The sequence below is a fragment of the Romboutsia sp. Marseille-P6047 genome (assembly GCF_900604535.1).
In the GTDB taxonomy this organism is placed as follows: domain Bacteria; phylum Bacillota; class Clostridia; order Peptostreptococcales; family Peptostreptococcaceae; genus Romboutsia_E.
The window spans coordinates 103,243-128,355 of record NZ_UWOT01000003.1 but is presented as its reverse complement, the minus strand read 5'-3'; the positions used below and the strand labels follow the sequence as shown (position 1 = coordinate 128,355).

Here is a 25,113-nt window from a genome sequence, read left to right as displayed (position 1 = left end):
AGCTTAGCTAGTGGTTAACTAATTTGTATCTAGAATCTTATATGCACTGTCTTCATCTGTTACAAGGACGATATTTTTATCTACCTTTGATATTGCTATACAAGCTTCTACTTTTCTTGAACCTCCAAATATGGCAATTGTTTCTCTTACATTATTTACAGTATTTAAGTCTATACCCACAGTATTCAACTTATATACTATATCACCATCTTTATTGAAGTAATAACCAAAGGCTTCACATACAGCTCCTTTTGATATAATTTCTTCAACTTGTTCATCTGGTATTTTTCTTCTTCTTGCCATCTCATCAGCTCTACCAATACCAAAAACTAATATATTAGTTTTTTCTATATAATCTAATGTTGTTTTTATTTCTGGCTCTTGTGTTAAGCTTTTCTTCGCTTCTTCACTTAATTCATCTGGTATATTTAATAATTTATAATGTGAATCTAACTTCTTACTTATGTTTGAAACTATATTACTTGTTTGAGTTTCTACGATTTTTCCCATACTACCTCTAGCTGGTACTACCGTAACATCAGTATATTTCTTTTCTGTTTTTAAAGCTTTAGAAAACTCTAACATTGTACTTCCACCAGTTATAGAAACTACATCTTCTGGTTTTAATACTTGAAGAAAATACTCAGCTCCACATTTTACTATGTCATGTAAAATACTTTCGTTGTTATCAAAGCTACCTGGTACTAATAAAACCTTTTTTATACCTAGCTTTTCTTTTACCTTATCTTGTAATCTTGAAAGTCCCATTATATCATTCATAGCATCTTTTAGATCTTCTAGAAGTTCTTCACCTTCTAAAGTAATATTCATGCCTGAACCTGCAACACTTATAAGTCCTTGTTCCTTTAATGACTCTGTTTCAGATCTTATAATTCTTTCGCTTATATCTAATATATTCGATAAGGTTCTTCTTCCTACTGGTTGACTTAAGGAAATCTGTCTAAGAATAGAGTATCTTCTTTCCATAAGCTCCACTACTTGGGGAATTATTTTTTTTTGAAGTTTAATTAAGTCTTTCATTTTATGACTCCTTGGTGTAATTTAACGGGACATTAATTGTCCCTACATTCAATTTTAGTCCCACAAGATAATTTAATTTTAAATCATATCCCAATTTATTTCAATAGTTTTAGTATAATTTTTTTTATTTTTTCTAATTATAACCTTTTTCGTTTACTTGAGGATAATATACCTAGCTCTTCTCTATATTTGGCTACAGTTCTTCGAGCTATATTTATACCTTCTTCATTTAATATTTTTGCCAATTTATCATCACTTAAAGGCTTGTCCTTATTTTCTTCGCTTATTTTATCCCTTATTATCTTTTTTATGCTTATACTAGACATAGACTCACTTCCATCTATATTTATAGAACTGCTAAAAAAGTATCTTAATTCAAAAGTTCCATATGGAGTTAATATATATTTTCCATTTACACCCCTACTTATTGTAGACTCATTAATATCTAATTCGTTTGCTATAAATTTCATAGTCATAGGTTTTATAAATTCAATACCTTTATTTAAAAAGTCTTTTTGATTGTTTACTATACATTCTGCAATTTTAAGTATAGTATTTTTTCTATTCTCAATATTATTAATTAGACTTAAAGCTGAATTTAATTTTTCTTTAATATATTTTTGGGTTTCCTTATCAGAGTTAGAATTTTTAAGTATATCTTTATAAAAGTTATTTATATTCAATTGATATGAACTACTTTGATTTAAATAGACTAAAAACTCATTTTCTATTTTTTCTACTACAACATCAGGCTTTATATATAATATTTCATCACCTTTATTAGAGTAATTATCATATGGCTTTACACTCAAACCTTTTATTATATTAAATATTTCTTTAAATTCTCCTTTCGATATATCATATTTTTTACATAATTCTTTGTACTTACTAGAAGCAATCAGTTCTAAATCATTTAGTATGATATTTTTTAATAGTGAATTAAGTATTCCCATATTTTTTAATTGAATTATTAGACACTCTTTCACAGATCTTGCTCCTACTCCACTTGGATCAAATCCTTGTATTATTTCTAAACATTTATTATATACTTCATTGTTTATATTAAATTCACTTATTATTTCTTCATCACTAATATTTAAATATCCATCTTTATCTAAACTATCAATTATATATTCACAAATTTTTTTTTCTAAATGACTTACTTTATGTAAATTAAGCTGAAGATGTAGATCATCATAAATATTATTGGGACTTTTAATAACATTTTCTAAATTTAGCTCATTATCATTAAATTCCCTTTCTTTATGATTAATTATATTATTTCTTTCATTACTCTTAATATATTCTTCCCAATTTATATCATTATTTTTTTCAGCTTCTAATAAAGGGTTATCTTCAAGCTCTCTTTCTATTTCTTTATCTAAATCTATATTATTCATATGCAATATATTTAGAGATTGAATTAATTGAGAGTTTATTACTAGATTTTGAGATTGAGTTATTTCTAAGTTGTTTTTAATGTACATATTTTAACCCCCTATCAACTTTTATTAACTCTTATTTTTTTGTATAAAAATAAACCCTTATACTAAGGTCTACCAACAAGTTTAGTATACCATAGCACAAGGGTTTAAAATAAGTTATTTAATTACATATTGTGTAAAACTTCTATAAGTTCTTCTTCTGTGTAATTGTATTTTCTATTACAGAATTGACATCCAACTTCTGCTTTTTTGTCTTCTTCTATTATCTCAGTTAAAGCAGTTTTACCTATAGCAGCTAGTGCATCTTTAACTTTTCCTTTTGAACACTCACATTCAAATTTAACTTCACATTTATCTAATATTTTTGGATCTAATCCATTTAATACTATATTTAATATATCTTCTGGAGTTTTACCTTCTTTAAGCATATTTGTTATAGATGGTAAATTTGATATATTTTTCTCTAATATAGATATATTTTCTTCCTCCGCATCAGGCATTAATTGAACTATAAATCCACCTGCATATTCAACTTCATCACTTCTTGTAAGAACACCTAAAGAAACTACTGATGGAGTTTGCTCAGATAATGCAAAGTAATGAGTAAAGTCATCAGCTATTTCTCCACTTACTAGCGGATAAGAACCATTATAAGGTTCTCTAAGGCCTATATCTTTTATTACCTTAACATGTCCATTAGTTCCTACTGCTCCTGCTACATTTAATTTCCCATTCGGATAATTTTCAACTTCTACATAAGGATTTGAAACGTATCCTTTTACATTCCCTTTTGAATCAGATGTAACAAGTATTGTTCCTATTGGACCTCCACCTTTTATTATAACTGTTACTTTATCTCTTTCATTTTTCATCATTAAGCCCATCATTGATGTTGCTGTTAGCGTTCTTCCTAATGCTGCAGTTGCAACCTTAGTTGTATCATGTAAACTTCTTGCTTCTTCAACTAAGTCTCTAGTAGTTGCTACGAAGGCTCTAATTTGTCCGTTTCCTGCAGTTGCTCTTATTACATAATCTTTCATTTCGTATTCCTCCGATAAATCCTAATTATTTCTTACATACAAAGAATATTCTTTCACTGTCATCTTTAGGACTTTCAAAAGTAAAGTCTCCATATGTTTTTATTTTATTAAATCCTACTTTTTTTAGTAGGCTTATTATTTCTTCTTCCTTGTATGCTCTTTGTAAATGAGTTTCTTCAAATCTATCAAATCTCTCATCTTCTTCATCTCTTATAAAGAATGCTAACTCCATTTCAACTAAGTTCTCTTCTTCATCAAAATAATTTTGCCACATATAGGCTATATCTTCTCTATTTTCACCGTACATATTATTTCCTAATACAGTTGATAGTTTATAAAATGAACTTATATCAAATATAAATAATCCATTTTCTTTTAATAGTTCATATGACTTAGAAAATACATTTTCTAAGTCTTCATCATAAGTTATATAATTAAATCCATCACAAGCACATAGAATACAGTCAAGGTTTGGTATATCAAAATCTAATTCAGCAATATCTTGTTGAAGTAGTACTAATTCAACGCCTTCATCTTCACCTTTTTCTCTAGCTACACTAAGCATTTCTTCTGATATATCTATACCCGCAATATCATAATTCTTCTTAGTTAAAGGTATTGTTAAGTTACCTGTTCCACATGCTAATTCTAATATATTTTTAACCTGTGCATCTTCATTCTTTATTATATTCTCTATATAGTCAACCCATCCGTCATAATCAACTTCATTCATAAGTTCATCGTATACGAATGCAAAATCTTTATACTGATTCATCCTCTTTATTTTTGTCCTCCATCATCTTTTTCTTTTGTTTTTTTCGTGATGTAAGTATTCCACCAATTCTGCCTGCTTCTTTTGCAGTAAGACCTGCCCATCCACGTTCACTAACCTTATCTAATAAGCCTAGTTCTGATGCTATCTCATATTTCATTATATCATTATCTGTCAATGGCTTTAGCTTCTTTTTATTAGCTCCTTTTTTAGTTCTTTCACATTTTTCTATAAGTTCTTTATTTAATTCATTTTTTTCCATAAAAACACCCCTTCTTTTCTGTATTTTTATCATCTAGACAAAATTTATACAAAAAACAAAGGGGTTAATTTTTAATTTAGTAATTTTTTAGCTTTTAATAATTTAATATATATTTCTAAGGCATTTAAGAAAATTTTTTCATCAAAATTGAAATTAATATTATGAAGTCCATTTATATATCCTTTTTCTTCATTTCTAGAACCTAACATAAAAAATAATCCTGGAACTTCTTTTTGATAGTATGAAAAGTCCTCCGATATCATTAAAGGGTCTAACTTTATTATTTTATCTTCACCTATTATATTTATAAATTCATCATACAACTTTTTATCATTATTTACAGCAGGATAAAAATCTCTTATCTCTGCATCAATTTTACAATTATACATAACTTCACACCCAGATACAACTTCCTTAATTCTCTTTTTCATATGTGCGTAAGTTTCTGGACTAAATGTTCTCATAGTTCCTTCTAAATATGCATTTTCAGCAACTATATTTCTTACAGATCCTGCATTTAGTTTTCCTATTGTAATTACTCCATTATCTATAGGACTTAAGTTTCTAGAAACTATACTTTGTAAATTGCTTATTAAGCTAGAAGCAACTACAGTAGCATCTATTCCATTTTGAGGCATAGCTCCATGGGCACTTTTAGCAGTTATATTTATATCTATTTCTGCTCCTTGTGCTAAGAAATAACCATCTCTTAAACCAATATATCCTTCTGGTATTTCAGGATATATGTGTAATCCATATATTTCATCTACATTATAATCTTTGAGAACACCTTGTTTTATCATTTCTTCAGCTCCACCAGGCGCTTCTTCTGCTGGTTGAAATATAAATACAATATTATCATTTAAATTATGCCTATTATTATTTAGATATTCTATTAATCCAAGTAAAATACTCATATGCCCATCATGTCCACATAAATGCTTAACTCCATTTTCAGTACTTAATGCGTCAATATCTGATCTAAATGCTATAGTTTTTCTAGGATTTTTTCCTTTTATAATACCTACCGTACCAGTTTCTATATAAACACTATATTCTATTCCTAATTTATCTAAATAACTTCTTATATATTTTGATGTATTATATTCTTTTCTACCTATTTCACCAATATTATGTAATTTATTTCTATGATTTTTCAGTTTTTCAAACAATGCCTTTATGTCATTCATATTTTTCTTCCCCCTTGAGTGAATTATTTAAACTATGTTTTTGTTAACATGAGAAAAAGTGCTTAGCTAAACCACCTTTAGCAGTTTCTTTATATTTATCCATCATATCTATACCTGTTTCCTTCATAGTTTGAATTACTTGATCTAATGTTATAAAATGTGTTCCATCTGTCAATAAAGCATAGTTAGCTGAGTCTAAAGCTCTTTCTGCTCCGATAGCATTTCTTTCTATACATGGAATCTGAACATACCCATATACCGGGTCACATGTCATTCCTAAGTGATGCTCTAATGCTATTTCAGCTGCATACTCTATTTGCTCAGTAGTTCCACCTTTAAGATATGCAATAGCTGCAGCAGCCATAGAACATGCAGCACCGATTTCACCTTGACATCCTACTTCAGCACCTGAAATTGATGCATTGTATTTTATAATATTTCCAATCAATCCTCCTACTAATAATGCCTCATTTATTTGATTATCAGTATATTCACCATGGTCTTGTAAACTTAAAAGTACCCCTGGTATAACTCCTGCTGAACCACATGTTGGAGCTGTAACTATCATATTTCCAGAAGCATTTTGCTCTGAAGCAGCTAATGCATAAGAAAATAACATAGTTGTAAATTTATTACTTTCTAAATATTTATTATAAAAGTCTTTAGCACGCCTTTTTAATTGTAACTTGCCAGGTATAAATTCGGTTGATTCTAATCCTTCTTTTATAGATCGTCTCATCGCTATTCTTATATTATCTATATATTCAAAAACATCGTCATCTTCATTTTCTAAAACATAATCCAATAAGGTTTTATTATTTTCATTACACCAATTCATAATATCTGTCATTGTAGTCAAAGGGTATTGTTTACTAATATTTGATGTATTTTCATTTTCTTCTTTTAAACTTCCTCCGCCTATTGAAAACACTGTATACTCATCTATCACATTATTATCTTTATCTAGAGCCCTAAATGTCATTCCATTTGGATGGAAATCTTTTATTTCATCTGGTTCCCATATTATTTCAACACTTTTAGGTTCTAATGTTTTTTTTATAATATAATCTGTCAAGTGACCTTCCCCTGTTGCCGCTAAACTACCATATAAATTTACTCTAAAACTATCTGCATTATGATTCTTATCTCTAAACTTTTTAGCTGCTCTTTGCGGACCCATTGTATGAGAGCTTGACGGACCACAACCAATTTTAAATAATTCTTTTAAAGTATCCACTAAATTTCCCCCTTATATTGTGATAATTAGTATATTCCTTCAATTTTAATTATATCTTTTTGTCATATTATTAGATACAAATTATTCATTAAAATTTAGAATTTTTTCAACCTAATTTCATTATTTGCATTAAAATTTAGAATTTTCTAAAATTTAAATTGATTTTTAGAGATTTATACATTAAAATTATACTAAATTATTTATAGTCTCTTAACCTATCGTAGAGGCGCTGTAATTATTAGTAACTAATTGTAGCTGGCAAGCGTTAATAATTAGAGAAAGGAATTATAGCCGAAGATATATCTTGGCAAAGGTATTTTCTGGGATTGTATAGAATATATACAATACTGTCACTTATCTTAAGTGTTGAGCTACAAGGTTTACTTTTATGTATTTTAAAACGTACAAAGTATACCTTTGTACGTTTTTTTAATTGTATGTATTTTATATAACTTTGGTAAATATATATTAAATTGGGGTGATTAAAATGAAAAAGATAAATGTGGCAATAGTTGGTGCTACTGGTATGGTTGGTAGAACATTTTTAAAAGTGTTAGAAGAAAGGCATTTTCCAATAAAAAATCTTTATTTATTTTCATCTGCTAAATCAGCAGGTTCTGTAGTTAAATTTGCAGGAAAAGAGTATATAGTTGAAGAATTAACTAAAAACTCTTTTGATAGAGATATACAAATAGCATTATTCTCTGCAGGTGGATCTATAAGTGAAAAATTTGCACCTATTGCAGCATCTAAAGGAGCTATTGTAGTAGATAATTCCAGTCAGTGGAGAATGGACCCTAATGTTCCATTAGTGGTTCCTGAAGTTAATCCTGATGCAGTTAAAGATCATAAAGGGATTATAGCTAATCCAAATTGCTCTACTATACAAGCTGTAGTTCCATTAAAACCACTTCAAGAAAAATATAAAATAAAAAGAGTTATTTACTCTACATACCAAGCTGTATCTGGTTCTGGTGTGAGAGGAGTTAAAGATTTAGAAAATGGTGTAAACGGAGAAGCTAATAGCTTTTATCCTCATCAAATAGCCTTTAACTGTCTTCCTCATATAGATGTATTTACTGAAAATGGCTATACAAAAGAAGAGATGAAAATGGTAAACGAAACTATGAAAATATTTAATAACTATAACTTAAAAGTCACTGCTACTACAGTTAGAGTTCCTGTTAAAAACTGTCATAGTGAATCTATAAATATTGAGCTTGAAAATCCATTTGAACTTAATGATGTAATAAATGATTTAAAAAATGCAGATGGTGTTATTGTAATAGATAATCCAGAAAAATTAGAATATCCTACAACAATTGATGCAAACGGTAATGATGAAGTTTTTGTTGGAAGAATAAGAAGAGACTTTAGTATCGATAACGGATTAAACTTCTGGTGTGTAGCTGATAACATCAGAAAAGGTGCTGCTACTAATGCAGTTCAAATAGCTGAGTTGCTATTAAAATATAATTTAGTTTAAATTTATTAAAAATTATTTTTAATTTTTATATTTTAAGGGGGATATCGTTATGATATTTAAAGGATCTGCAGTTGCTTTAATTACTCCATTTGATGAGAATGGTAGAGTTAACTATGAAAAACTTGGTGAATTAGTTGAATTTCATATAGAAAATAATACAGATGCTATAGTTGCTTGTGGTACTACAGGTGAAGCTAGTACTCTTGATGATGAAGAGCATCTTGCTGTTATAAAATATGTTATAGATAAGGCTAATAAAAGAATACCTATCATAGCTGGCACTGGTGGAAATGATACTATTCACTCTATTTATATGTGTCAACAAGCTGAGAAATTTGGAGCAGATGCTCTTTTAGTTATAACACCTTATTATAATAAAGGAAATAAATCTGGAATAAAAAAACACTTTGAAACTATAGCCTCTAGCGTTAATATACCTATAATAATGTATAACGTTCCTAGCAGAACTGGTGTCAATCTTGCTCCTAGTATGGTTTCTGAACTTGCTCAGGTTAAAAACATAGTTGGTATAAAGGAAGCTAGCGGAAACTTAGCTCAAGTTGCTGAAGTTTGTAGATTAGTTCCAAAAGATTTCGCTGTTTACTCTGGTAATGATGATACTATATTACCATTATTATCTCTTGGAGGCCATGGTGTAATATCAGTACTGGCTAATATTTGTCCTCAAGAAACTCATGATTTAGTTTATAAATTCTTTGAAGGAGATATAAATGGTTCTAGAGAACTTCAACTTGGAATGAAACCTCTTATAGATGCTTTATTTATAGAGGTAAATCCTGTTCCAGTAAAAACAGCTGCTAATTTACTTGGATTCGAGGTTGGTGGTTTAAGACTGCCTCTTGCTGAAATGGATCCTAAAAATGTAGAAGTTCTAAAGCAACAATTAGTCAATTGTGGACTAAAATTACAGGAGGGAACATGCTAAAAGTAATAATAAATGGATGTAGTGGAAAAATGGGAAGAGTTTTGGCTAACTGTGTTAATGAGGACTCTAATTTAGAATTAGTTTGTGGGGTTTCTCCTCAAAATAACAATGATTTAGGATTTAAAGCATACTCTTCTTTTGACTATGTTAGTGAAAATGCTGATGTTATAATAGATTTCTCACATCACTTAGCTTTAGATGAAGTTTTAAGTTATGCATTAAAAACTAAAACTCCACTAGTTATAGCTACTACAGGTTATAATGATGAAGAGTTTGATAAGATTTATAATGCATCTAAAGCTATACCTATATTTCACTCTTATAACATGTCTTTAGGAGTTAATGTATTACTAAGATTAGTAAAACAGGCTGCTAAAGCACTAAGTGATTTTGATATAGAAGTAATCGAAAAACACCATAATAAAAAGGTAGATGCTCCAAGCGGTACCGCTGTAATGATAGCTAACTCTATTAAAGAGGTTTTACCAATGTCAGAAAATAAATATGGGCGATATGGGCGTGAAGCTAAAAGAAAAGAAAATGAAATAGGTATACACGCTATTAGAGGTGGAACTATTGTTGGTGAACATGACGTAATATTTGCTGGTCATGATGAAGTTCTTGAAATAAAGCATACGGCCCAATCTAAGGACATATTTGCAAAAGGATCTATTACTGCTGCTAAATTTTTAGCTAATCAAGATCCTGGATACTATAACATGGATAATATATTTTAATTAAGACATAATCAAGGGGGAATTCAACTTATGATAAATTTAAATGATGCTTATGAAATTGCAAGATTTATAAAGGACTCAGAAAAGCAAACACCTGTAAAAATATATATTACTGGTAAGCTTTTACGTTTAAAAAGAAACGATAAATTTAAAGTTTTTGGAGGTAATGGTTCTTATACTTTAATCGGAGATTATAATGTTATAATGAATGAGCTTGAAAGTATAAAAAACCATATTGACGATATTCATATAGAATATGATAGAAGAAACTCTGCTATCCCTATGTATAACTATTTACATGAAGAAGCAAGAATTGAACCAGGTGCACTTATAAGGGATATGGTTACTATCGGTAAAAATGCAGTTATTATGATGGGAGCTGTTGTTAATATAGGAGCTGTTATAGGTGAAGGTTCTATGGTAGATATGAATGCAGTAATCGGAGCAAGAGGCATAATAGGTAAAAATGTTCATCTAGGAGCTTGTTCTGTTGTAGCAGGTGTTTTAGAACCACCTTCTGCTACTCCAGTAGTAATAGAGGATGATGTTGTTATTGGTGCTAACTGTGTTATTTTAGAGGGTGTAAGAGTAGGTAAAGGTGCTGTTGTAGCTGCGGGTTCTGTTGTTACAAAAGATGTCGAACCTAATACAGTAGTTGCTGGTTCACCTGCTAAATTATTAAAATTTAAGGATGAAAAAACTTCATCTAAAACACAAATATTAAGTGATTTAAGGAAATTAGATTAATATATCATTTACCAGCCTAAATGATAAAAGCTATAAACAATTAGACTCATATCTATTGTTTATAGCTTTTTATATTGTTTTAATTCATAAATGTAGCTCCATCTAAAGATTGGATTACTTCCGCATTTGGTAAATTTCCTACAGCATAAAACGTATATATCCTTCCAGCATTTAATATTACCTTATTTTTTAATATTATTTTTCCCTCTTCAGATTCTTCTATATTAACTACATATTCACCTGCCAAAACAGTTACATAAGGAGTTACTTCTCTAAATTCCACATTACTATATAAATTTTGTCCATTTACTTCAATATTAACTGATGGTCCATTTGGAACTAAGTGTACAACTCTAATTTTAGCATTATTCCCCTCTACAACCTCAGCCTCTTCTACCACAGGAATTAATATTACATCATTTTCACTACCACTAATAGCAATTGTTGCTAATTCCCCTACTTTTACATCTATTTTTTCATTTATTATAGGGTTCTCTTGAGTATCAATAGGATACACAGTTACAGTATAATTGCCTTCCGGTACATATACATACGGACTAAATTCAGTAAAAGCTAAGTTTTTATAAAAAGGCATATTATTTATATATATATCTACTCTATCCCCTTCTGGCACAGCATGAAGCATTCTAATCAATGAATACTTTAAATTCCAATCTCTCACAATATCAACCCCCTATTAAATATAGTACTACTATTATCATATTTAGTTTATAATGTTTTTGATACAATTAAAGCCTCCACATATAACTAAGGTATACTTCTTAATTTATATAAGAGGCGTTTTTATTTTTATTATATATTTGTATCTCTAATTTCTATTTCTGTACCTTCTGGTGCTTTAATTTTGAACAATTTACAACCTTCTACATTATAAATAATCTCTCCATTTTTAACCTTAAAATTATCATAACCCATATCTATAATTCTATTATATTCTTCATCAATATTATCCACTAAAAAACACATATGAACGATTCCCTCATTTTTAGAACTCCACTTATTAAGAGACTCACCATTCTTAGCAGTTTGAAGTTCTATCATGAATTCTCCAAATTTAAGCCAAGTATTAAAATCTCTACCATGAAAACCTTCACTAACCTGAACAACTTCAAACTCCATAACATCTCTATAAAACGCCAAAGATTTCTCATAATCCTCAGTCTGAATACAAACATGATGCATAACTCTTTTGCTCATCATAATATCTCCTTTATTTTAAACATTTCAACCAAAAAGAGGTTTTGTGTTCGTTAATCCCAGCGAACACAAAACCTCCAGACATACCTATCTATCTTCGTTTGTTACGTTAAATACATATGGTACATTTCTATAGTAATCACCATAGTTTAGTCCATAACCAACAACAAACTTATCTTCTATTTCAAATCCACAATAATCAGGTACTAATTCTACTTTTCTTCTACTTGGCTTATCTAATAATACACAAGATTTTATACTAGCAGGATTTTTTCCACTTAAATGCTTTATAACAAAGTCCATAGTAAGAGCACTATCTGTTATATCATCTACAACTAAAACATCGTATCCAGATAAATCTGCCTTTACATCTGATACTACATTTACAGTTCCTGAACTCTCTTCACCATGTCCATAACTTGCTGTTGTCATAAACTCTATTCTAACTGGAACACTTATTTGTCTAACTAGATCCGCACAGAATATAAAACTTCCCTTTAATAGTGATACTACTAATAAGTTTTTATCCTTATAATCTTCTGATATTTGAGCTCCAAGCTCTTTTAATCTTTCGTTTATTTGTTCTTCAGAACATAAAACTTCCCATTTCTTAGTTGCTATATCCATAATGTAACCTCCACTTGTAATAATGATAAATCCATTTTATAGGAGATTAGCTTCTTTTGCAAGGAGGATTTAATTTAACTTATTCATCTCATCCATTACCTTTATTATAACTTTATCAGTAGTTGACATACCCTTATCACTTACTTTACCTAAGTTCTTTATACTTTGTTCAACTCTAGAACCTACAATTCCATTCATAGGTGGTACATAACACCCTTGTTTCGCTATTATTGCACTTTGAACAGCTGCAGATGCTGCTGATGCTAGTTTTAATGCACAACCAGCTTTTGCTCCATCACAAATCATTCCACTTAAATTTGCCACCATATTTTCTATAGCACCTTCAATTTGACTTATATCTTTACTCATTAACCATGATATTGCTGCTGTTGCTCCTGTTGATGCAGCTACTCCACAACCACAAACTGCAGATAATCTACCTGTAAAGTTTTTAACATATGCTGTTACTAAATGAGATATTGCTAAAGCCTTAGCTAACTCTTCTTCAGACTTTGGAAACTTTCTATTATACGCTACGATTGGAAGTATTGCTGTTAATCCATGATTTCCACTTCCATTAGAACTCATAACTGGCATTTTTACACCAGCCATTCTTGCATCTGATGCAGCTGCCGTTATCATCATAGCTTGGTTCATTAAATCATCACCTAGAATACCTTCCTCCATGGATTTTTTCATACCATAACCTACACCAATTCCAACTTTTCCCTCTAATCCAACTTTCGCTATCTCCTCATTCATAGATATACCATCTAATAAAAACTTTATATCTTCAAAATTAAGCTTTTCAATATTTTCAACCAATTCTTTTATAGTTATACTATCCATTATGTTTTCTTGTTTATCGATTGTTATCGATTCTTCTTTTACTTCTTCTGTTAGTTCTTCTTTATTTAATATAATTTGCCCGTCTTTTTCTAAATATATAAAATTATCATGTTTATTTCTTATTACAACTTTTACACTATGATTTTTTCCTTTTAAAATAACCTCTATATAAACTTTCTCATCTGTATCTAATGGTGATATATCTATTGGATTATTATCCATATAATCTTCTGCAGCCTTTACTTGAGTGCTATCTAAAGTTTCTAGAACTTGAAGACCATTTTCTGAATGTCCACCTAATAACCCCATAGCTGCTGATATCTTTAATCCTAATCTATCTGTCCCTGGTATTCCAACACACATACCATTTTTATAAACATTTGGACTTAATAATATTTTATTGCTAACAATTTCTTCTCCTAGTAATTCTTTTGCTTTTGCACAAGCTAAAGCTACTGCTACTGGTTCAGTACATCCTAGCGCCGGCTTAACTTCTTCCATTAATATATTTATTAAATTATTTCTTATATCTCTCATAATAATATAACCTCCTAATAAATTTTATTATACATTTATATACAGCATTTTTCATGCCAACTTTTAAAATTTTATTAATTTTTTATAATTAAGGTATATACTTGATTTTGTACTTAGAAATTTTATTAGTTTTTATATATATAATATTTTTCAACAAATATAGTCTCAAAATAAAAAAATATAGTCTCAAAATGAGAATTTGTATCATTTTGAGACTATATTATATTTTTCTAACTTTCTATATAAAGTGGCTCTAGATATACCCAAAGATTTAGCGACTAATTCTTTATCTTTTTTATAATCTTTATATTTATTTAAAGCTTTAATAATTTCATTTTTTTCTAGCATTTCTAATGTATTTATTGTAGTATTCTCTTTTATAAATTTATCTATACGTCTTGCTTTTATTTTCTGAGGAATCACATCTAAAGTTATAATGGAAGATGTCGACATATTAATACTGTATTCTATTATATTTTGTAGCTCTCTTATATTTCCAGGCCACTTGTAATCAATCATTACTTGTAATGCATTATTGTCAATTGACTCTACATCCTTACCTAGCTTTTTTGCATATTCTTTAATTGTATAATTTATAAGTAAAGGAATATCTTCCTTTCGTTCTCTAAGACTTGGTAAATGTATTGGTATAACATTTAATCTATAGTATAAGTCTTCTCTGAAGCTTCCCTTAGATACCATTTTTTCTAAGTCTTTATTAGTTGCAGCTATAATTCTTACATCTATAGATACATTTGATTTTCCACCTATCTTATCAAGCTCTTTTTCTTGTAACACTCTCAGTAATTTTGCTTGAAGATGTAAGCTCATATCTCCTATTTCATCTAAAAAAATTGTTCCATTATGAGCCAATTCAAACTTACCTAATTTTCCACCTTTTTTAGCTCCTGTAAATGCACCTTCTTCATATCCAAATAGCTCACTCTCTAAAAGGTTATCTGGTATAGCTGCGCAATTAACTGCTATAAAAGGATTTTCACATCTATAACTATGATTATGTATAGCTCTAGCAAATAACTCTTTTCCTGTACCACTTTCTCCAGTTATTAAAACTGTAGAATTAGATTTAGATGCTACTAAAGCTTCTTTTTTAATATTACTTATTATATCGCTATCTCCAATAATATTATCTAACATTATCTTATAGTCATTGTTTATCTTATTATAGTTTTTTATAGCTTCTCTTTTGTCTATAAAATCAATTACATAACCTTTTAAATTTTCTTTTACTATAATCTTATTTATGTTATATATCCCCTTTAAATTACGTCTATTTTTATGGTAAAAAAACATGCCTGACTTATATGCCCTAAAATCTTTATTAAGAGAGTTATTTACAAAATTTAATATTTCATCAATATTTTTATTTTCTATATCATAACTATCAAGTTCAAAAAATTCCTTGAATTTAGAATTATACTTATCTATTTTACCATTTACATCTATAGAAACGATAGCCTTGTCCATACTATCAATTAATATTTCAAGTTTTTTCTTTTCTAATTCTAGCTCTTCAGTTTTAATTTGAGCTTTTAATTTGTTAGAAATTAAATCTGCCATCTTTCCTAGAAAATTTAAAAGACCTTCGATATTATGCATTATTCTTTCTTTTTGCTCTTCATTAAATGCTATAAGACCAATAACTCCATATGAATGCCCATCTAATGTGATAGGACAACAAACCTCTGCATACTCCTTACAAAATTGATTATTATCACATACTATGCATACCTTACTAATATGAGGATCATCTATAACAATTGATACTTGTTCTTGTAAAGATTTTTTAAATGCAGAGTATCCATCAATTCGTTCTCCTATCTTGTTTAAGTATCTTCCTGTTCCAGCTATCCTAATTAAACTTTCATCTACTATAGTCACCTCTATATTCAGAACTGAAAGTATAGCTTCTGCTATGTTTTGAATTTCATCCTTTATATACTCTAAGCTATTCATTTTTATCATTCCTTATTTTTCTTTAGACGTATCAATTCCTTTATTTCCTTTAATGTCACATATATCTTATTTAGCGTAAATTGAATTGACATAAGTATTACAAACAACATGACTACTACTATTAGTGTAAAATTTATATTCATACCTATTATTCTCTCCTATAATAAAAGACCAGGATAACCTAGTCTTTAGTATTTTTATTCACAATTATATTTTAATTCATTTATTTCATTTTTCCTATATAAATGTATCTTTCATCCTTTATTTCCTTGAGAGCACCTTCAAAATTTAATTTTGAAAATAAATTAAGTATTTCTTGTGGATAATTATAGTGTACATTTTCTCCTAGAAGCCTATGCTTAAAATATTTTAACTTTACTTTCAAGTTTTTTAAGTTGTGGTCTTCTAGAATAAGCTCGCCCTTCTTCTTTAAAACTCTACGTATCTCATGTGATGCCTTTTTACAGTTGCTGGTATGGTTAAAGTGATCTAACACTATAACTTTATCAAAGAAACTATCATTAAAAGGCATATATTCTAGTGCACCTCTTACAACAGTACAGTTCTCATTATTCACTAAAGATGGACATACATCTTGATAGTTACTATGTTCTAATATCGTTACGTTAACACCCAGCATCCTAAGTTTTTTGCCTAAGTTGCCTACATCTCCAACAAGCAGTATCTTGTCTCCTATATCATATTTAATCGTATCCAAAAAACATGTTATGTCGTCTGATTCTTCAATTCGGTCTGAGTTTGGCTCATAGTCATGATATAATGCGCTCTTCACAGTGCTCCCCCTCTTATCTTTTCTCAAAATTTATCATAAAATAGATTATAATAAATCATGAGCAACTATTCAATACATAAATAGAAGTATTTATTCTTGAGCATTATTTTCAGATAATTTTTTAATTTTAGATATAGATACTTCATAAGCTACTTTTTTGATAGGATCTCCATTTTCAACCTTTTTCTCATATTCTCTACTTTGAACTCGTCCCCACATCTGTACCCTATCACCAACTTTTAGGGTCTTGGCAAATTTCGCATTTCTACCCCATACAATAGATGGAATATAATCAGATTTATTATATGGTCTATTTATTGCAACTAACAGATCTGTAATTTCTCTTCCTAAAGGTGTTTTTCTATATATAGGTTCTTTGCATATATACCCATCTAAGAATATACTATTTGGATCCTTATTTTCTTCTTCAGATTGCTTTAATTCTCTAACAAACACAGTCAAAACCAATCTGTTTTTATTATCAATATTTTTATTATAAGATCTAAGTTGACCTATAACATTTACTAAATTATTATTTTTTATATCAACATCTTGTAATAATCTTTCTGATATAGTTAATGGTAGTATGTCATAAGATTCGCTTAATCTATTTATTTTTATTTTTGTATTATAAAACTTTTCCCCAAAGATTTCATGACTAAAGTCTAAATTATCGTCCATTTCTCCTCTTAGGTATACTACATTAGTGTCATCCTTTATATCTATCATATTATTTATCCTCCCACAATTGTTAATTCTATTATTTTATCTCAATCTTATATAATAAATATATTTATAACTACTTAAATTTATTACATTAATTCTCTTTTGACTTTTGGACTCCCGAAGAGTTTATAGTATAGTTATCTTTATAAATTAAATCTGATACTTTACAAATACCATATCCGTTTTTTTCAAGTTGAGTAATAGCAGTATCTAGATATTCCTTTACGTTACTAGAACTCGCATGAAATAAAACTATTGATCCAGGTTGAACACTTTTGTATACTCTCTCTGTTATCTGATCTGCGCTTATTCCCTTCCAATCTAGTGAATCTACATCCCATTTTATAACTGTATAATCTAAAGATTTACAAACTTCCATCACTTCATCAGTAACCTCTCCAAATGGTGGTCTAAATAATGTTACTCTTTGTCCTGTTATATTAGATATTTTTTCTGATGTGATTTCTATCTCATTCATAATATCTTCATCAGGTGTTTCTTTCATATTAGGATGAGTATTTGAATGATTTCCTATTTCATGACCCTTTTCACTTATTAGCTTAACTGTATTCTTATTATCATCTATCCAGCTTCCAACTAAAAAGAATGTCGCCTTTATATTGTGCTTATCTAATACCTCTAATATTTCATCTATATTTTCACTTCCCCATGCAACATCAAAAGTTATAGCTATTTTTTTTTCATCTGTGTCAACACTATATATAGGCATATTTGCATCATCACTTATATTACATATGTACTTAATTCCAAAAACTAAGGCAAATACTGATAATAATGCTAATAAAAAAAAAGTTATACTTAAAAAGAAGGCCTTAGTTCTTTTCCATCTTAAACCCATATCACACCTCCTTTATATATATAATCCTATATTTAAAACTTATTTTCTTTTATTTCAAAAAATTACTACAAAGATAAATTTATTATTTGGGCAATTTAGAATTAAGAAATAAAATAAATAATTAAGGTGGTGTAATTATGGCAGACATAAAAAATTCTTTAAAAAATATTCAAGCAAAAGAAAGCCTAAAAGCAACTGTTAACACTGTCACTAGTAATATTAATAATAGTTATACTAGGGAACCTCATGGACTTTATGAAGGTATTAGAAAAGATAAAAAAATAAAAATGAACCATAAAATATATGAATAAGCCTAAATACATTAATATATAAATTAACTTATTTTTACAGTATATAAAATTTCAATCTGGTCAAAATACTAGTAACAACACAATTAAATGTGTTGTAAATGACAACTAAGGAGGAAATTTACTATGTCAAATACTAATAACAAAACAGTCGTACCTGAAGCGAAAGCTGCTTTAAATCAAATGAAATTAGAAATAGCTAACGAAATAGGTTTATCTAACTACGAAAACATAGATAAAGGTAACTTAACTGCTAGACAAAATGGTTACGTAGGTGGATATATGACTAAGAAATTAGTTGAAATGGCTGAGCAACAAATGGCAGGCAAATAAGCCTATAGTAAATTTTTATAGTTAGTTAAAAGTAAGGCTACCAAATTTTTCGGTAGCCTTTTTGTTTGTTTTATACGAAATTAAATATTAAGTAAATTGTACTTTTAATTTTATATATTTTGGTTTAATATAGTATATAGAAATAGTTTTACGGAGGATGATATTATGTTTGAAAACTCATCTGAAGAGTTAGCTTATCATAAGCTATTAATTTTATATATTTTAGATAGGATTAATATGGATTTAACTAATTCTCAAATAACCCAAGTTGTTTTAGAAACTGAAATGATGAATTATTTTTCATTACAACAACTTCTATCTCAACTTATGGAATCTAAGTTTTTAATTACATATAAAGACTCTGATAGAGAATATTACTCTCTCACACAAAAAGGGATTGAAACATTGGAATATTTTTTATCTAGGATACCTGAGAATTCTACTAGAAAAGTTGATGAATACTTATTATCTAACAAAGAAAGTTTGCTAGCTGATACTCAAGTTAAGTCTAGTTTTGTTAAACAAAGCGATAATGAATTTATAGTTAATTTAAGAGTAATTGAAAATCAATGTAATTTAATAGATTTAAATTTAAATGTTTCTTCTGAAAAACAAGCTCAGCTTATTTGTAATAATTGGAAGAATAATGCATCAGATATGTATGCAGAAGTTATAGACTTACTAATACGAAACAATCATTAAGCCTACATACACACTATGCTTGTAGGCTCTTTTCCAACTTTAATTTCTTTTATTAACTGATTCGTAATACAATTATAAACCTTAATCATGTTATTTTGACTATCTGATACAAATAAAAAATTACCATCATTTGAAATTTCTAATCCTTGTGGTGTTCCATCTACACTTATATTAGCAATATATTTACCTGTATAAAAATCTAATATTTTTATATTTTTATATGCTAAATCTGCTATATATACTCTTTTATTTTTATAATTAAATCTAATTTCAAGAGGCAATAAAAAATCATTTAGTACTTTTCTTATTTCCATGCTTTTTAAATCTATTATCATAACCTTTCCATCTAAAGTAGATATATATATATGATTGCTTTCTTTATTAATTTTAAGATGCCATGCTTTAGAACTTATATTCATTTGCTTATCTATTTGCTTTCTATCTACATCTATACATACAATTGAATTTATACAGGATACATATATTTTTTTTGAAACTTCATCAAAATCTAATCCATGAGGTGTGTGTTCTAAATTTATAACCCCAACAGGAGTCAATGTCTCTCGATCTAAAAAGTATATACTATCTGAATCTTCATTAGATATAAATACTTCTTTATTACATAGTATTACTTGACTTAAATTTCCGCCGACAGAAACTGTATCTAAAATATTATCATTATTTAAGTCATAAATATAAATTATTCCATTACTTGAACTAGGTATATAAATTAAATTTTTTTCTTTATCTATACAAAAATGATGTGGATAAATACTCTCTTCTAAATTTATTACCTTCTCTACTTCAAGGGTGTAATAATCTATTATACTTATACTCTTAGATAGATAATTAGATATATATATCTTCAAAAAATCCCCCCTTCCATAACCTACGTATTATATAATAATATATTATTCATTTGTTAGGATTATTCATTGCTTTATTTAACTTATATTGGTATTATTATTTTTATAATAATTATATTTATTAAGGAGATAGTGTTATGAGATTTTCTTTTAATCCAAGTGGTGTATGCTGCAAAGAAATGATATTTGAGTTAGATGATAATAATAAAATAGTTGATGTTGATTTTATAGGTGGCTGTCCAGGAAACCTAATCGGAATAAAGCAATTAGTAATGAATCAAGATGCTAGTGATGTTGCTAAAAGATTAGAGAACATAACTTGTGGTGGTAAATCAACTTCTTGTCCAGATCAGCTATCTAAAGCTTTAAAAGAGGCACTTAAGTAAGTAGATAGATAATAATTTAAATATTTACACGTATATGTATATAATATCGAAAAAGTTTGTTATCACTTAAACTATTCTTAAATGATAACAAACTTTTTGTTGATTAGAATAAAACTATATTTTGGGTTTTAATTTCTACCTTTATAATATCACCTTCTTTATAGAAGTTATTATCACTTGATGATTTTAAAATTGTTTCATTTACTTTTACATCATAATATGTTTTTTCTCCTGCATACTTTCGTTTTATTATCTTCCCTTCTATTCCTTCTTTTGAATCTCTGTTTAACAATTTTATACTTTCTTGAGGTATCATTAATTCTACATTATTTATATCTTTTACATCTTTTAAGTTTAATTCTACTGAATTACTTATAAATTTATTATTTTTTATTTTTCCTTGTAAGTAATTTCTATCTCCAAATATATTTGCAACTTCTTTACTATTTGGATTTTCATAAAGATTACTTGGTGTATCATACTGCTTTATTTCTCCATCTAACATTACTGCTACTTTATCACTCATCATTAAAGCTTCTTCTTTGTCATGAGTTACTAAGATTGTCGTTATTTCTAATTTTTTTTGTAAGTTTAATACAAAATCCCTCATTTCATTTCTTAAACTTATATCTAAATTAGAAAATGGTTCATCTAATAACAATACCTTAGGACTTATAGCAAGCGTTCTAGCTATAGCTACTCTTTGCTGTTGTCCTCCAGATAACTCTGATGGGTATTTACTTTTATAATCGTTTAGCTTTACTAATTCTACTAATTCTTGTACTTTCTTAACTCTTGCTTCCTTTTTTACTTTTTTCATTTTTAATCCAAACTCTATGTTTTCAAAAACATTCATATGAGGAAATAATAAGTAATCTTGGAATACTATTGCTGCATCTCTTTTGCCAGTCGGTATATTTTTTACACTAGCCCCATCAAATAAAATATCGCCTTCATCTAGTTCTAAGATTCCAGCTATTATTTTTAGTGTTGTACTCTTTCCACATCCTGATGGACCTAATAAAGATATTATTTCTCCTTCATTTATTTCTAAGTTTATATTTTTAAGTACATTCACTTTATCAAAACTTTTATTCAAATTTATTAGATTAACATGTGACATATCTTTCTCCTTAGGTTTTATCTATATTAAATATGTAGTTTCTTCATTATTCATGTAATACTTCTTTATTCGCTTTTCTATTAATATAAGTAGCATTATACTTACAATTAAAAACACTATACTGTATAAGGCTGATATATTCCTATCTCCACTTTGTATATACGGAAACATTATCATTGGATAAGTTATTATATTACCTCCACCTATAAGCATAGTTAAAAAATATTGACTAAATGATATTATAAAGCACATACTACTTGCGCCTATTATTCCAGGCATTATTAATGGTAATGTAATATATCTAAATACATTGAACTTATTTGCTCCTAGTAATTGTCCTTGAATTTCAAGTTTATTACCTACTAATTTATAAACATCACCTATAATTCTCACAGCATATGGTATACAAGGAATTATATTTATTATTATTACACCAACTAATGTATTTGCTATTTTCATTCTTATAAATGTAATATGTATTCCCATTGCCACAGATACCATTGGTATTATAATAGGTGATAATATTAATAGCTCGAATAATCTTTTTCCTTTAAAATTATATATAGCTATTGCCTTTGCAGATGGTATACTTATTATAATTGTAATAAATACAATAACTAGTGATATTAATATGCTATTAACTAGAATCTTTAAATTTGATTTATTTAGTATATATTCAAATCCCCTAATTGAATAAGTTTTTGGTAGCAAATCTGGATAAGTCCAACTATTTGTAAAGCACCATACTCCTAATATAAATATTGGAGTTATAATTGATATTAAGAGAATATCTATAATTAATTTTCTTATATTTCTTTTCATCATTTCACCTATAATTTGTATCTATATATTTTATAAAATATTTTATTATATATTATTAACAAAACAAAACTTATTAAGGATAAAATCGTATTTATAGCCATAGCTAAAGATCTTTTTCTTAAATCTGAGCTTATATAATTAACATATGAATATACTGATAGAGCTTTAGGTGTACTTGGTCCTATTAAGAATGGAACTTCATATGATCCAAAAGAAAATGCAAATAATATTATAAATGATGAAACTATAGTTGACATTGATAGAGGCAAAATTATATATATAAAACTTTGAAACTTACTTGCACCTAGATTTAATGCTACTAATTCTAATTTTCCACTTATATTTTTTAGTATATTATAAGTTGTAAGAATAACATAAGGCGTTCCCTTCCATAAGTAAACCAATATTACTCCTATTCCATTTTTATCTGATATTAAATTCAAAAACTGAGATGAATCATTTATTATTCCTAAGTTAAAAAGTATTCTAGATATTATACCAGTCTTAGAGAATATGAATATTATCAATATAACTACGATTATATGAGGTACTATAACTGGTATATTTAATATATATGTTCTGAAATTTGAATATTTATCTTGGCATAATAAATACGCTAGTATAACTCCTATTAAAACTGATAATAAAGCTGAAATTAATGAAGTTTTCATACTAAAGAGAAGAGATTTTAAGAAAGTTGCCTCTCCTAAAATCTCTTTATAATAATCTAAAGTTATACTATTCATACCTATCTGTGGAAAATATCCTAAGCTCTGTACTATACAATTATATATTCCAACAATCATAATAGACGCTAATATGATTCCAGAAGGTGCTATGAGTAAATATGGCTTTAGATTTTTATTCACTTTCTAACACCTCTTCAGTCCATATTTCTTCTATTATAGGTACCATACCTGCACTTAGTTCTGGGACTGAATTACTTATTGTTATACTATCTTCACTAAACTCTGACTTTTCACTATCTGAAACTTTATTCATATCTAAAACGGTTGTATCTCCCCAGTTTTCAGTGAAAGTCTTTGAAGCTTGAGCATCTACACTCATTAAAAAGTTTATTAATACCATCGCTCCAGCTTGATTAGGAGAATTAAATGGTATACTTAAAAAGTGGGTATTACTTAAATTTCCATTTTTAAACTCTATTATTTCTGTAGTACTGCTAAGTTCACCTGTTTCCATTCTTCCATTTAATGAATTTGGAGAATATGTCATAGTAAAGTAGACTTCATTATCTGAATACATATTATCTAATTGAGATGTAGTTGATGGATATGTTTTTCCTTCATTCCATAAATAAGGCTTTATCTCATTTAAATAATCTATAGCAGGTTGTATAGCTTCTTTTACTTTTTCTTTATCTTCTGGTAAGTTTGCAACATTTTCATAACCTACTATGTCGTATATTACATTTCTAACAAAAGCACTCGCTGTAAAATCAGGTAATGCTGGATATGTAAATTTACCTGGGTTAGCTGTTATAGCTTCTTTTAAAGATTGTGTATCTGTTATAGTTTGAGTTATTTTATCAGAATTAACAGCTATTGCAAATTGAGATTTCCCCCATGGTGCTTCCATTCCACCTACTTCTGTACCAAAATCTGTAGTAACATCTTCTGATGCAGTATCTACATAGTCATTAAAGTTTGGAAGCTTTCCTACAAATGAACCTAATAATAAATTACTTTCCTTAGCTGTCTTAAAGTTTTCTCCATTTATCCAAACTACATCTATTAAACCATCATTATTATTAGCTTGTTTATCTGATAGTAATTGATTTAGTATTTCATCTATATTCATACCTACTCTTTTTACTGTTATATCGTATTGTTCCTTCATTTGGTCTACTACATAACTATCAAACCATTTATTCATTACTTCATTTCCACCATATCCATAGAAAGTAACAGTAGTACCCTTAGCTTTTTCTAAAATCTCATCATAATTACTATCTAAAATACTTATATTCTTGTCTGTAGATGTTTTACTTGTACATCCTACTAAACTAACAGCTATTGCTAGCACTACACATAATAAACTTAATAATTTCCTTTTCATATTAA

The 25,113-nt window shown here is 28.1% G+C and carries 28 protein-coding genes and 1 riboswitch; of the genes, 8 read left to right on the top strand and 20 right to left on the bottom strand.

Annotated elements, in window-relative coordinates; all coding sequences use genetic code 11:
* Window positions 1-18: 18 nt before the first annotated feature.
* From EIH23_RS04320 to EIH23_RS04290, 7 genes are all read right to left on the bottom strand, one after another.
* A complete protein-coding gene (locus tag EIH23_RS04320) occupies window positions 19-1,041 on the bottom strand; it encodes a sugar-binding transcriptional regulator (RefSeq protein ID WP_122638996.1) in 1,023 nt (340 codons plus the stop codon).
* A 137-nt stretch (window positions 1,042-1,178) separates the two neighbouring features.
* Window positions 1,179-2,528, bottom strand: a complete 1,350-nt coding sequence (gene rpoN, locus EIH23_RS04315; protein WP_122638995.1) for an RNA polymerase factor sigma-54 — start codon at window positions 2,526-2,528, stop codon at window positions 1,179-1,181.
* 122 nt (window positions 2,529-2,650) lie between these two features.
* Window positions 2,651-3,526: an Hsp33 family molecular chaperone HslO gene (hslO, locus tag EIH23_RS04310; RefSeq protein ID WP_122638994.1), complete on the bottom strand. Its 876-nt coding sequence runs from the start codon at window positions 3,524-3,526 to the stop codon at window positions 2,651-2,653.
* 25 nt (window positions 3,527-3,551) lie between these two features.
* Window positions 3,552-4,301, bottom strand: a complete 750-nt coding sequence (locus EIH23_RS04305; RefSeq protein ID WP_122638993.1) for a class I SAM-dependent DNA methyltransferase — start codon at window positions 4,299-4,301, stop codon at window positions 3,552-3,554.
* Window positions 4,288-4,560: a small, acid-soluble spore protein, alpha/beta type gene (locus EIH23_RS04300; protein WP_122638992.1), complete on the bottom strand. Its 273-nt coding sequence runs from the start codon at window positions 4,558-4,560 to the stop codon at window positions 4,288-4,290. The genes EIH23_RS04305 and EIH23_RS04300 overlap by 14 nt, the downstream gene beginning before the upstream one ends.
* Before the next feature lie 71 nt (window positions 4,561-4,631).
* Complete coding sequence (locus EIH23_RS04295) at window positions 4,632-5,750, bottom strand: M20 metallopeptidase family protein (protein ID WP_122638991.1); 1,119 nt, start codon at window positions 5,748-5,750, stop codon at window positions 4,632-4,634.
* A 43-nt stretch (window positions 5,751-5,793) separates the two neighbouring features.
* Window positions 5,794-6,987 (bottom strand): L-serine ammonia-lyase, encoded by a 1,194-nt coding sequence (locus tag EIH23_RS04290; RefSeq protein WP_122638990.1) that lies wholly within the window; start codon window positions 6,985-6,987, stop codon window positions 5,794-5,796.
* 213 nt (window positions 6,988-7,200) lie between these two features.
* Window positions 7,201-7,369, top strand: a riboswitch (Lysine riboswitch).
* Between the two features lie 105 nt (window positions 7,370-7,474).
* Here EIH23_RS04290 and EIH23_RS04285 point away from each other — a divergent pair.
* Genes EIH23_RS04285 through dapD form a run of 4 tightly spaced genes read left to right on the top strand, consistent with a single transcriptional unit; the run spans window position 7,475 to window position 10,903 of the window.
* Window positions 7,475-8,473: an aspartate-semialdehyde dehydrogenase gene (locus EIH23_RS04285; RefSeq protein WP_122638989.1), complete on the top strand. Its 999-nt coding sequence runs from the start codon at window positions 7,475-7,477 to the stop codon at window positions 8,471-8,473.
* 49 nt (window positions 8,474-8,522) lie between these two features.
* Complete coding sequence (gene dapA / locus EIH23_RS04280) at window positions 8,523-9,419, top strand: 4-hydroxy-tetrahydrodipicolinate synthase (RefSeq protein ID WP_122638988.1); 897 nt, start codon at window positions 8,523-8,525, stop codon at window positions 9,417-9,419.
* Window positions 9,413-10,156: a 4-hydroxy-tetrahydrodipicolinate reductase gene (gene dapB, locus EIH23_RS04275; RefSeq protein ID WP_122638987.1), complete on the top strand. Its 744-nt coding sequence runs from the start codon at window positions 9,413-9,415 to the stop codon at window positions 10,154-10,156. The genes dapA and dapB overlap by 7 nt, the downstream gene beginning before the upstream one ends.
* 30 nt (window positions 10,157-10,186) lie before the next feature.
* Window positions 10,187-10,903 (top strand): 2,3,4,5-tetrahydropyridine-2,6-dicarboxylate N-acetyltransferase, encoded by a 717-nt coding sequence (gene dapD / locus EIH23_RS04270; protein ID WP_122638986.1) that lies wholly within the window; start codon window positions 10,187-10,189, stop codon window positions 10,901-10,903.
* A 79-nt stretch (window positions 10,904-10,982) separates the two neighbouring features.
* On the opposite strand, the gene EIH23_RS04265 is transcribed toward dapD, so the two are convergent.
* The 8 genes from EIH23_RS04265 to EIH23_RS04230 form a co-directional block, all read right to left on the bottom strand.
* Window positions 10,983-11,585, bottom strand: coding sequence for a DUF4397 domain-containing protein (locus tag EIH23_RS04265; RefSeq protein WP_122638985.1), 603 nt, complete (start codon window positions 11,583-11,585; stop codon window positions 10,983-10,985).
* 131 nt (window positions 11,586-11,716) lie between these two features.
* Window positions 11,717-12,121, bottom strand: coding sequence for a VOC family protein (locus EIH23_RS04260; protein WP_122638984.1), 405 nt, complete (start codon window positions 12,119-12,121; stop codon window positions 11,717-11,719).
* 87 nt (window positions 12,122-12,208) lie between these two features.
* The gene (gene hpt / locus EIH23_RS04255; protein WP_122638983.1) at window positions 12,209-12,748 is read right to left on the bottom strand and encodes a hypoxanthine phosphoribosyltransferase; all 540 of its coding nucleotides are present in this window, start codon (window positions 12,746-12,748) and stop codon (window positions 12,209-12,211) included.
* 69 nt (window positions 12,749-12,817) lie between these two features.
* Window positions 12,818-14,134 carry an L-cysteine desulfidase family protein gene (locus EIH23_RS04250; RefSeq protein WP_122638982.1) on the bottom strand — a complete coding sequence of 439 codons (1,317 nt, stop codon included), beginning with the start codon at window positions 14,132-14,134 and terminating at the stop codon, window positions 12,818-12,820.
* Between the two features lie 204 nt (window positions 14,135-14,338).
* A complete protein-coding gene (locus EIH23_RS04245; RefSeq protein ID WP_122638981.1) occupies window positions 14,339-16,120 on the bottom strand; it encodes a sigma-54 interaction domain-containing protein in 1,782 nt (593 codons plus the stop codon).
* Between the two features lie 214 nt (window positions 16,121-16,334).
* Window positions 16,335-16,904: a class I SAM-dependent methyltransferase gene (locus EIH23_RS04240; RefSeq protein WP_122638980.1), complete on the bottom strand. Its 570-nt coding sequence runs from the start codon at window positions 16,902-16,904 to the stop codon at window positions 16,335-16,337.
* A gap of 90 nt (window positions 16,905-16,994) precedes the next feature.
* On the bottom strand, window positions 16,995-17,633 hold the full coding sequence (locus EIH23_RS04235) for a single-stranded DNA-binding protein (RefSeq protein ID WP_122638979.1): 639 nt from the start codon (window positions 17,631-17,633) through the stop codon (window positions 16,995-16,997).
* An 88-nt stretch (window positions 17,634-17,721) separates the two neighbouring features.
* Complete coding sequence (locus EIH23_RS04230; RefSeq protein ID WP_122638978.1) at window positions 17,722-18,489, bottom strand: polysaccharide deacetylase family protein; 768 nt, start codon at window positions 18,487-18,489, stop codon at window positions 17,722-17,724.
* Window positions 18,490-18,626: 137 nt separating this feature from the next.
* Here EIH23_RS04230 and EIH23_RS16210 point away from each other — a divergent pair, with 137 nt between their 5' ends.
* The 3 genes from EIH23_RS16210 (at window position 18,627) to EIH23_RS04220 (ending at window position 19,832) form a co-directional block, all read left to right on the top strand.
* Window positions 18,627-18,800, top strand: a complete 174-nt coding sequence (locus tag EIH23_RS16210) for a hypothetical protein (RefSeq protein ID WP_164488981.1) — start codon at window positions 18,627-18,629, stop codon at window positions 18,798-18,800.
* Between the two features lie 123 nt (window positions 18,801-18,923).
* Window positions 18,924-19,130 (top strand): alpha/beta-type small acid-soluble spore protein, encoded by a 207-nt coding sequence (locus tag EIH23_RS04225; RefSeq protein ID WP_122638977.1) that lies wholly within the window; start codon window positions 18,924-18,926, stop codon window positions 19,128-19,130.
* 165 nt (window positions 19,131-19,295) lie between these two features.
* Window positions 19,296-19,832, top strand: a complete 537-nt coding sequence (locus tag EIH23_RS04220) for a DUF4364 family protein (RefSeq protein ID WP_122638976.1) — start codon at window positions 19,296-19,298, stop codon at window positions 19,830-19,832.
* A 2-nt stretch (window positions 19,833-19,834) separates the two neighbouring features.
* Here EIH23_RS04220 and EIH23_RS04215 read toward each other — a convergent pair whose 3' ends face one another.
* A complete protein-coding gene (locus EIH23_RS04215) occupies window positions 19,835-20,701 on the bottom strand; it encodes a YncE family protein (RefSeq protein ID WP_122638975.1) in 867 nt (288 codons plus the stop codon).
* 134 nt (window positions 20,702-20,835) lie between these two features.
* Between EIH23_RS04215 and EIH23_RS04210 the strand changes: the two genes are divergently transcribed.
* On the top strand, window positions 20,836-21,084 hold the full coding sequence (locus EIH23_RS04210) for a TIGR03905 family TSCPD domain-containing protein (protein ID WP_122638974.1): 249 nt from the start codon (window positions 20,836-20,838) through the stop codon (window positions 21,082-21,084).
* A gap of 103 nt (window positions 21,085-21,187) precedes the next feature.
* Here the strand turns inward: EIH23_RS04210 and EIH23_RS04205 are convergent, their stop codons facing one another.
* From EIH23_RS04205 to EIH23_RS04190, 4 genes are read right to left on the bottom strand one after another with little or no spacing between them, the layout of a single operon-like run.
* Complete coding sequence (locus EIH23_RS04205; protein ID WP_122638973.1) at window positions 21,188-22,207, bottom strand: ABC transporter ATP-binding protein; 1,020 nt, start codon at window positions 22,205-22,207, stop codon at window positions 21,188-21,190.
* A 21-nt stretch (window positions 22,208-22,228) separates the two neighbouring features.
* Entirely contained in the window at window positions 22,229-23,029 is an 801-nt protein-coding gene (locus tag EIH23_RS04200) for an ABC transporter permease (RefSeq protein WP_164488980.1), read from the bottom strand.
* Between the two features lie 8 nt (window positions 23,030-23,037).
* Entirely contained in the window at window positions 23,038-23,898 is an 861-nt protein-coding gene (locus EIH23_RS04195; protein WP_122638971.1) for an ABC transporter permease, read from the bottom strand.
* Entirely contained in the window at window positions 23,891-25,108 is a 1,218-nt protein-coding gene (locus EIH23_RS04190; RefSeq protein ID WP_122638970.1) for an ABC transporter substrate-binding protein, read from the bottom strand. Before EIH23_RS04190 ends, EIH23_RS04195 begins: the two co-directional genes overlap by 8 nt.
* Window positions 25,109-25,113 lie beyond the last annotated feature (5 nt).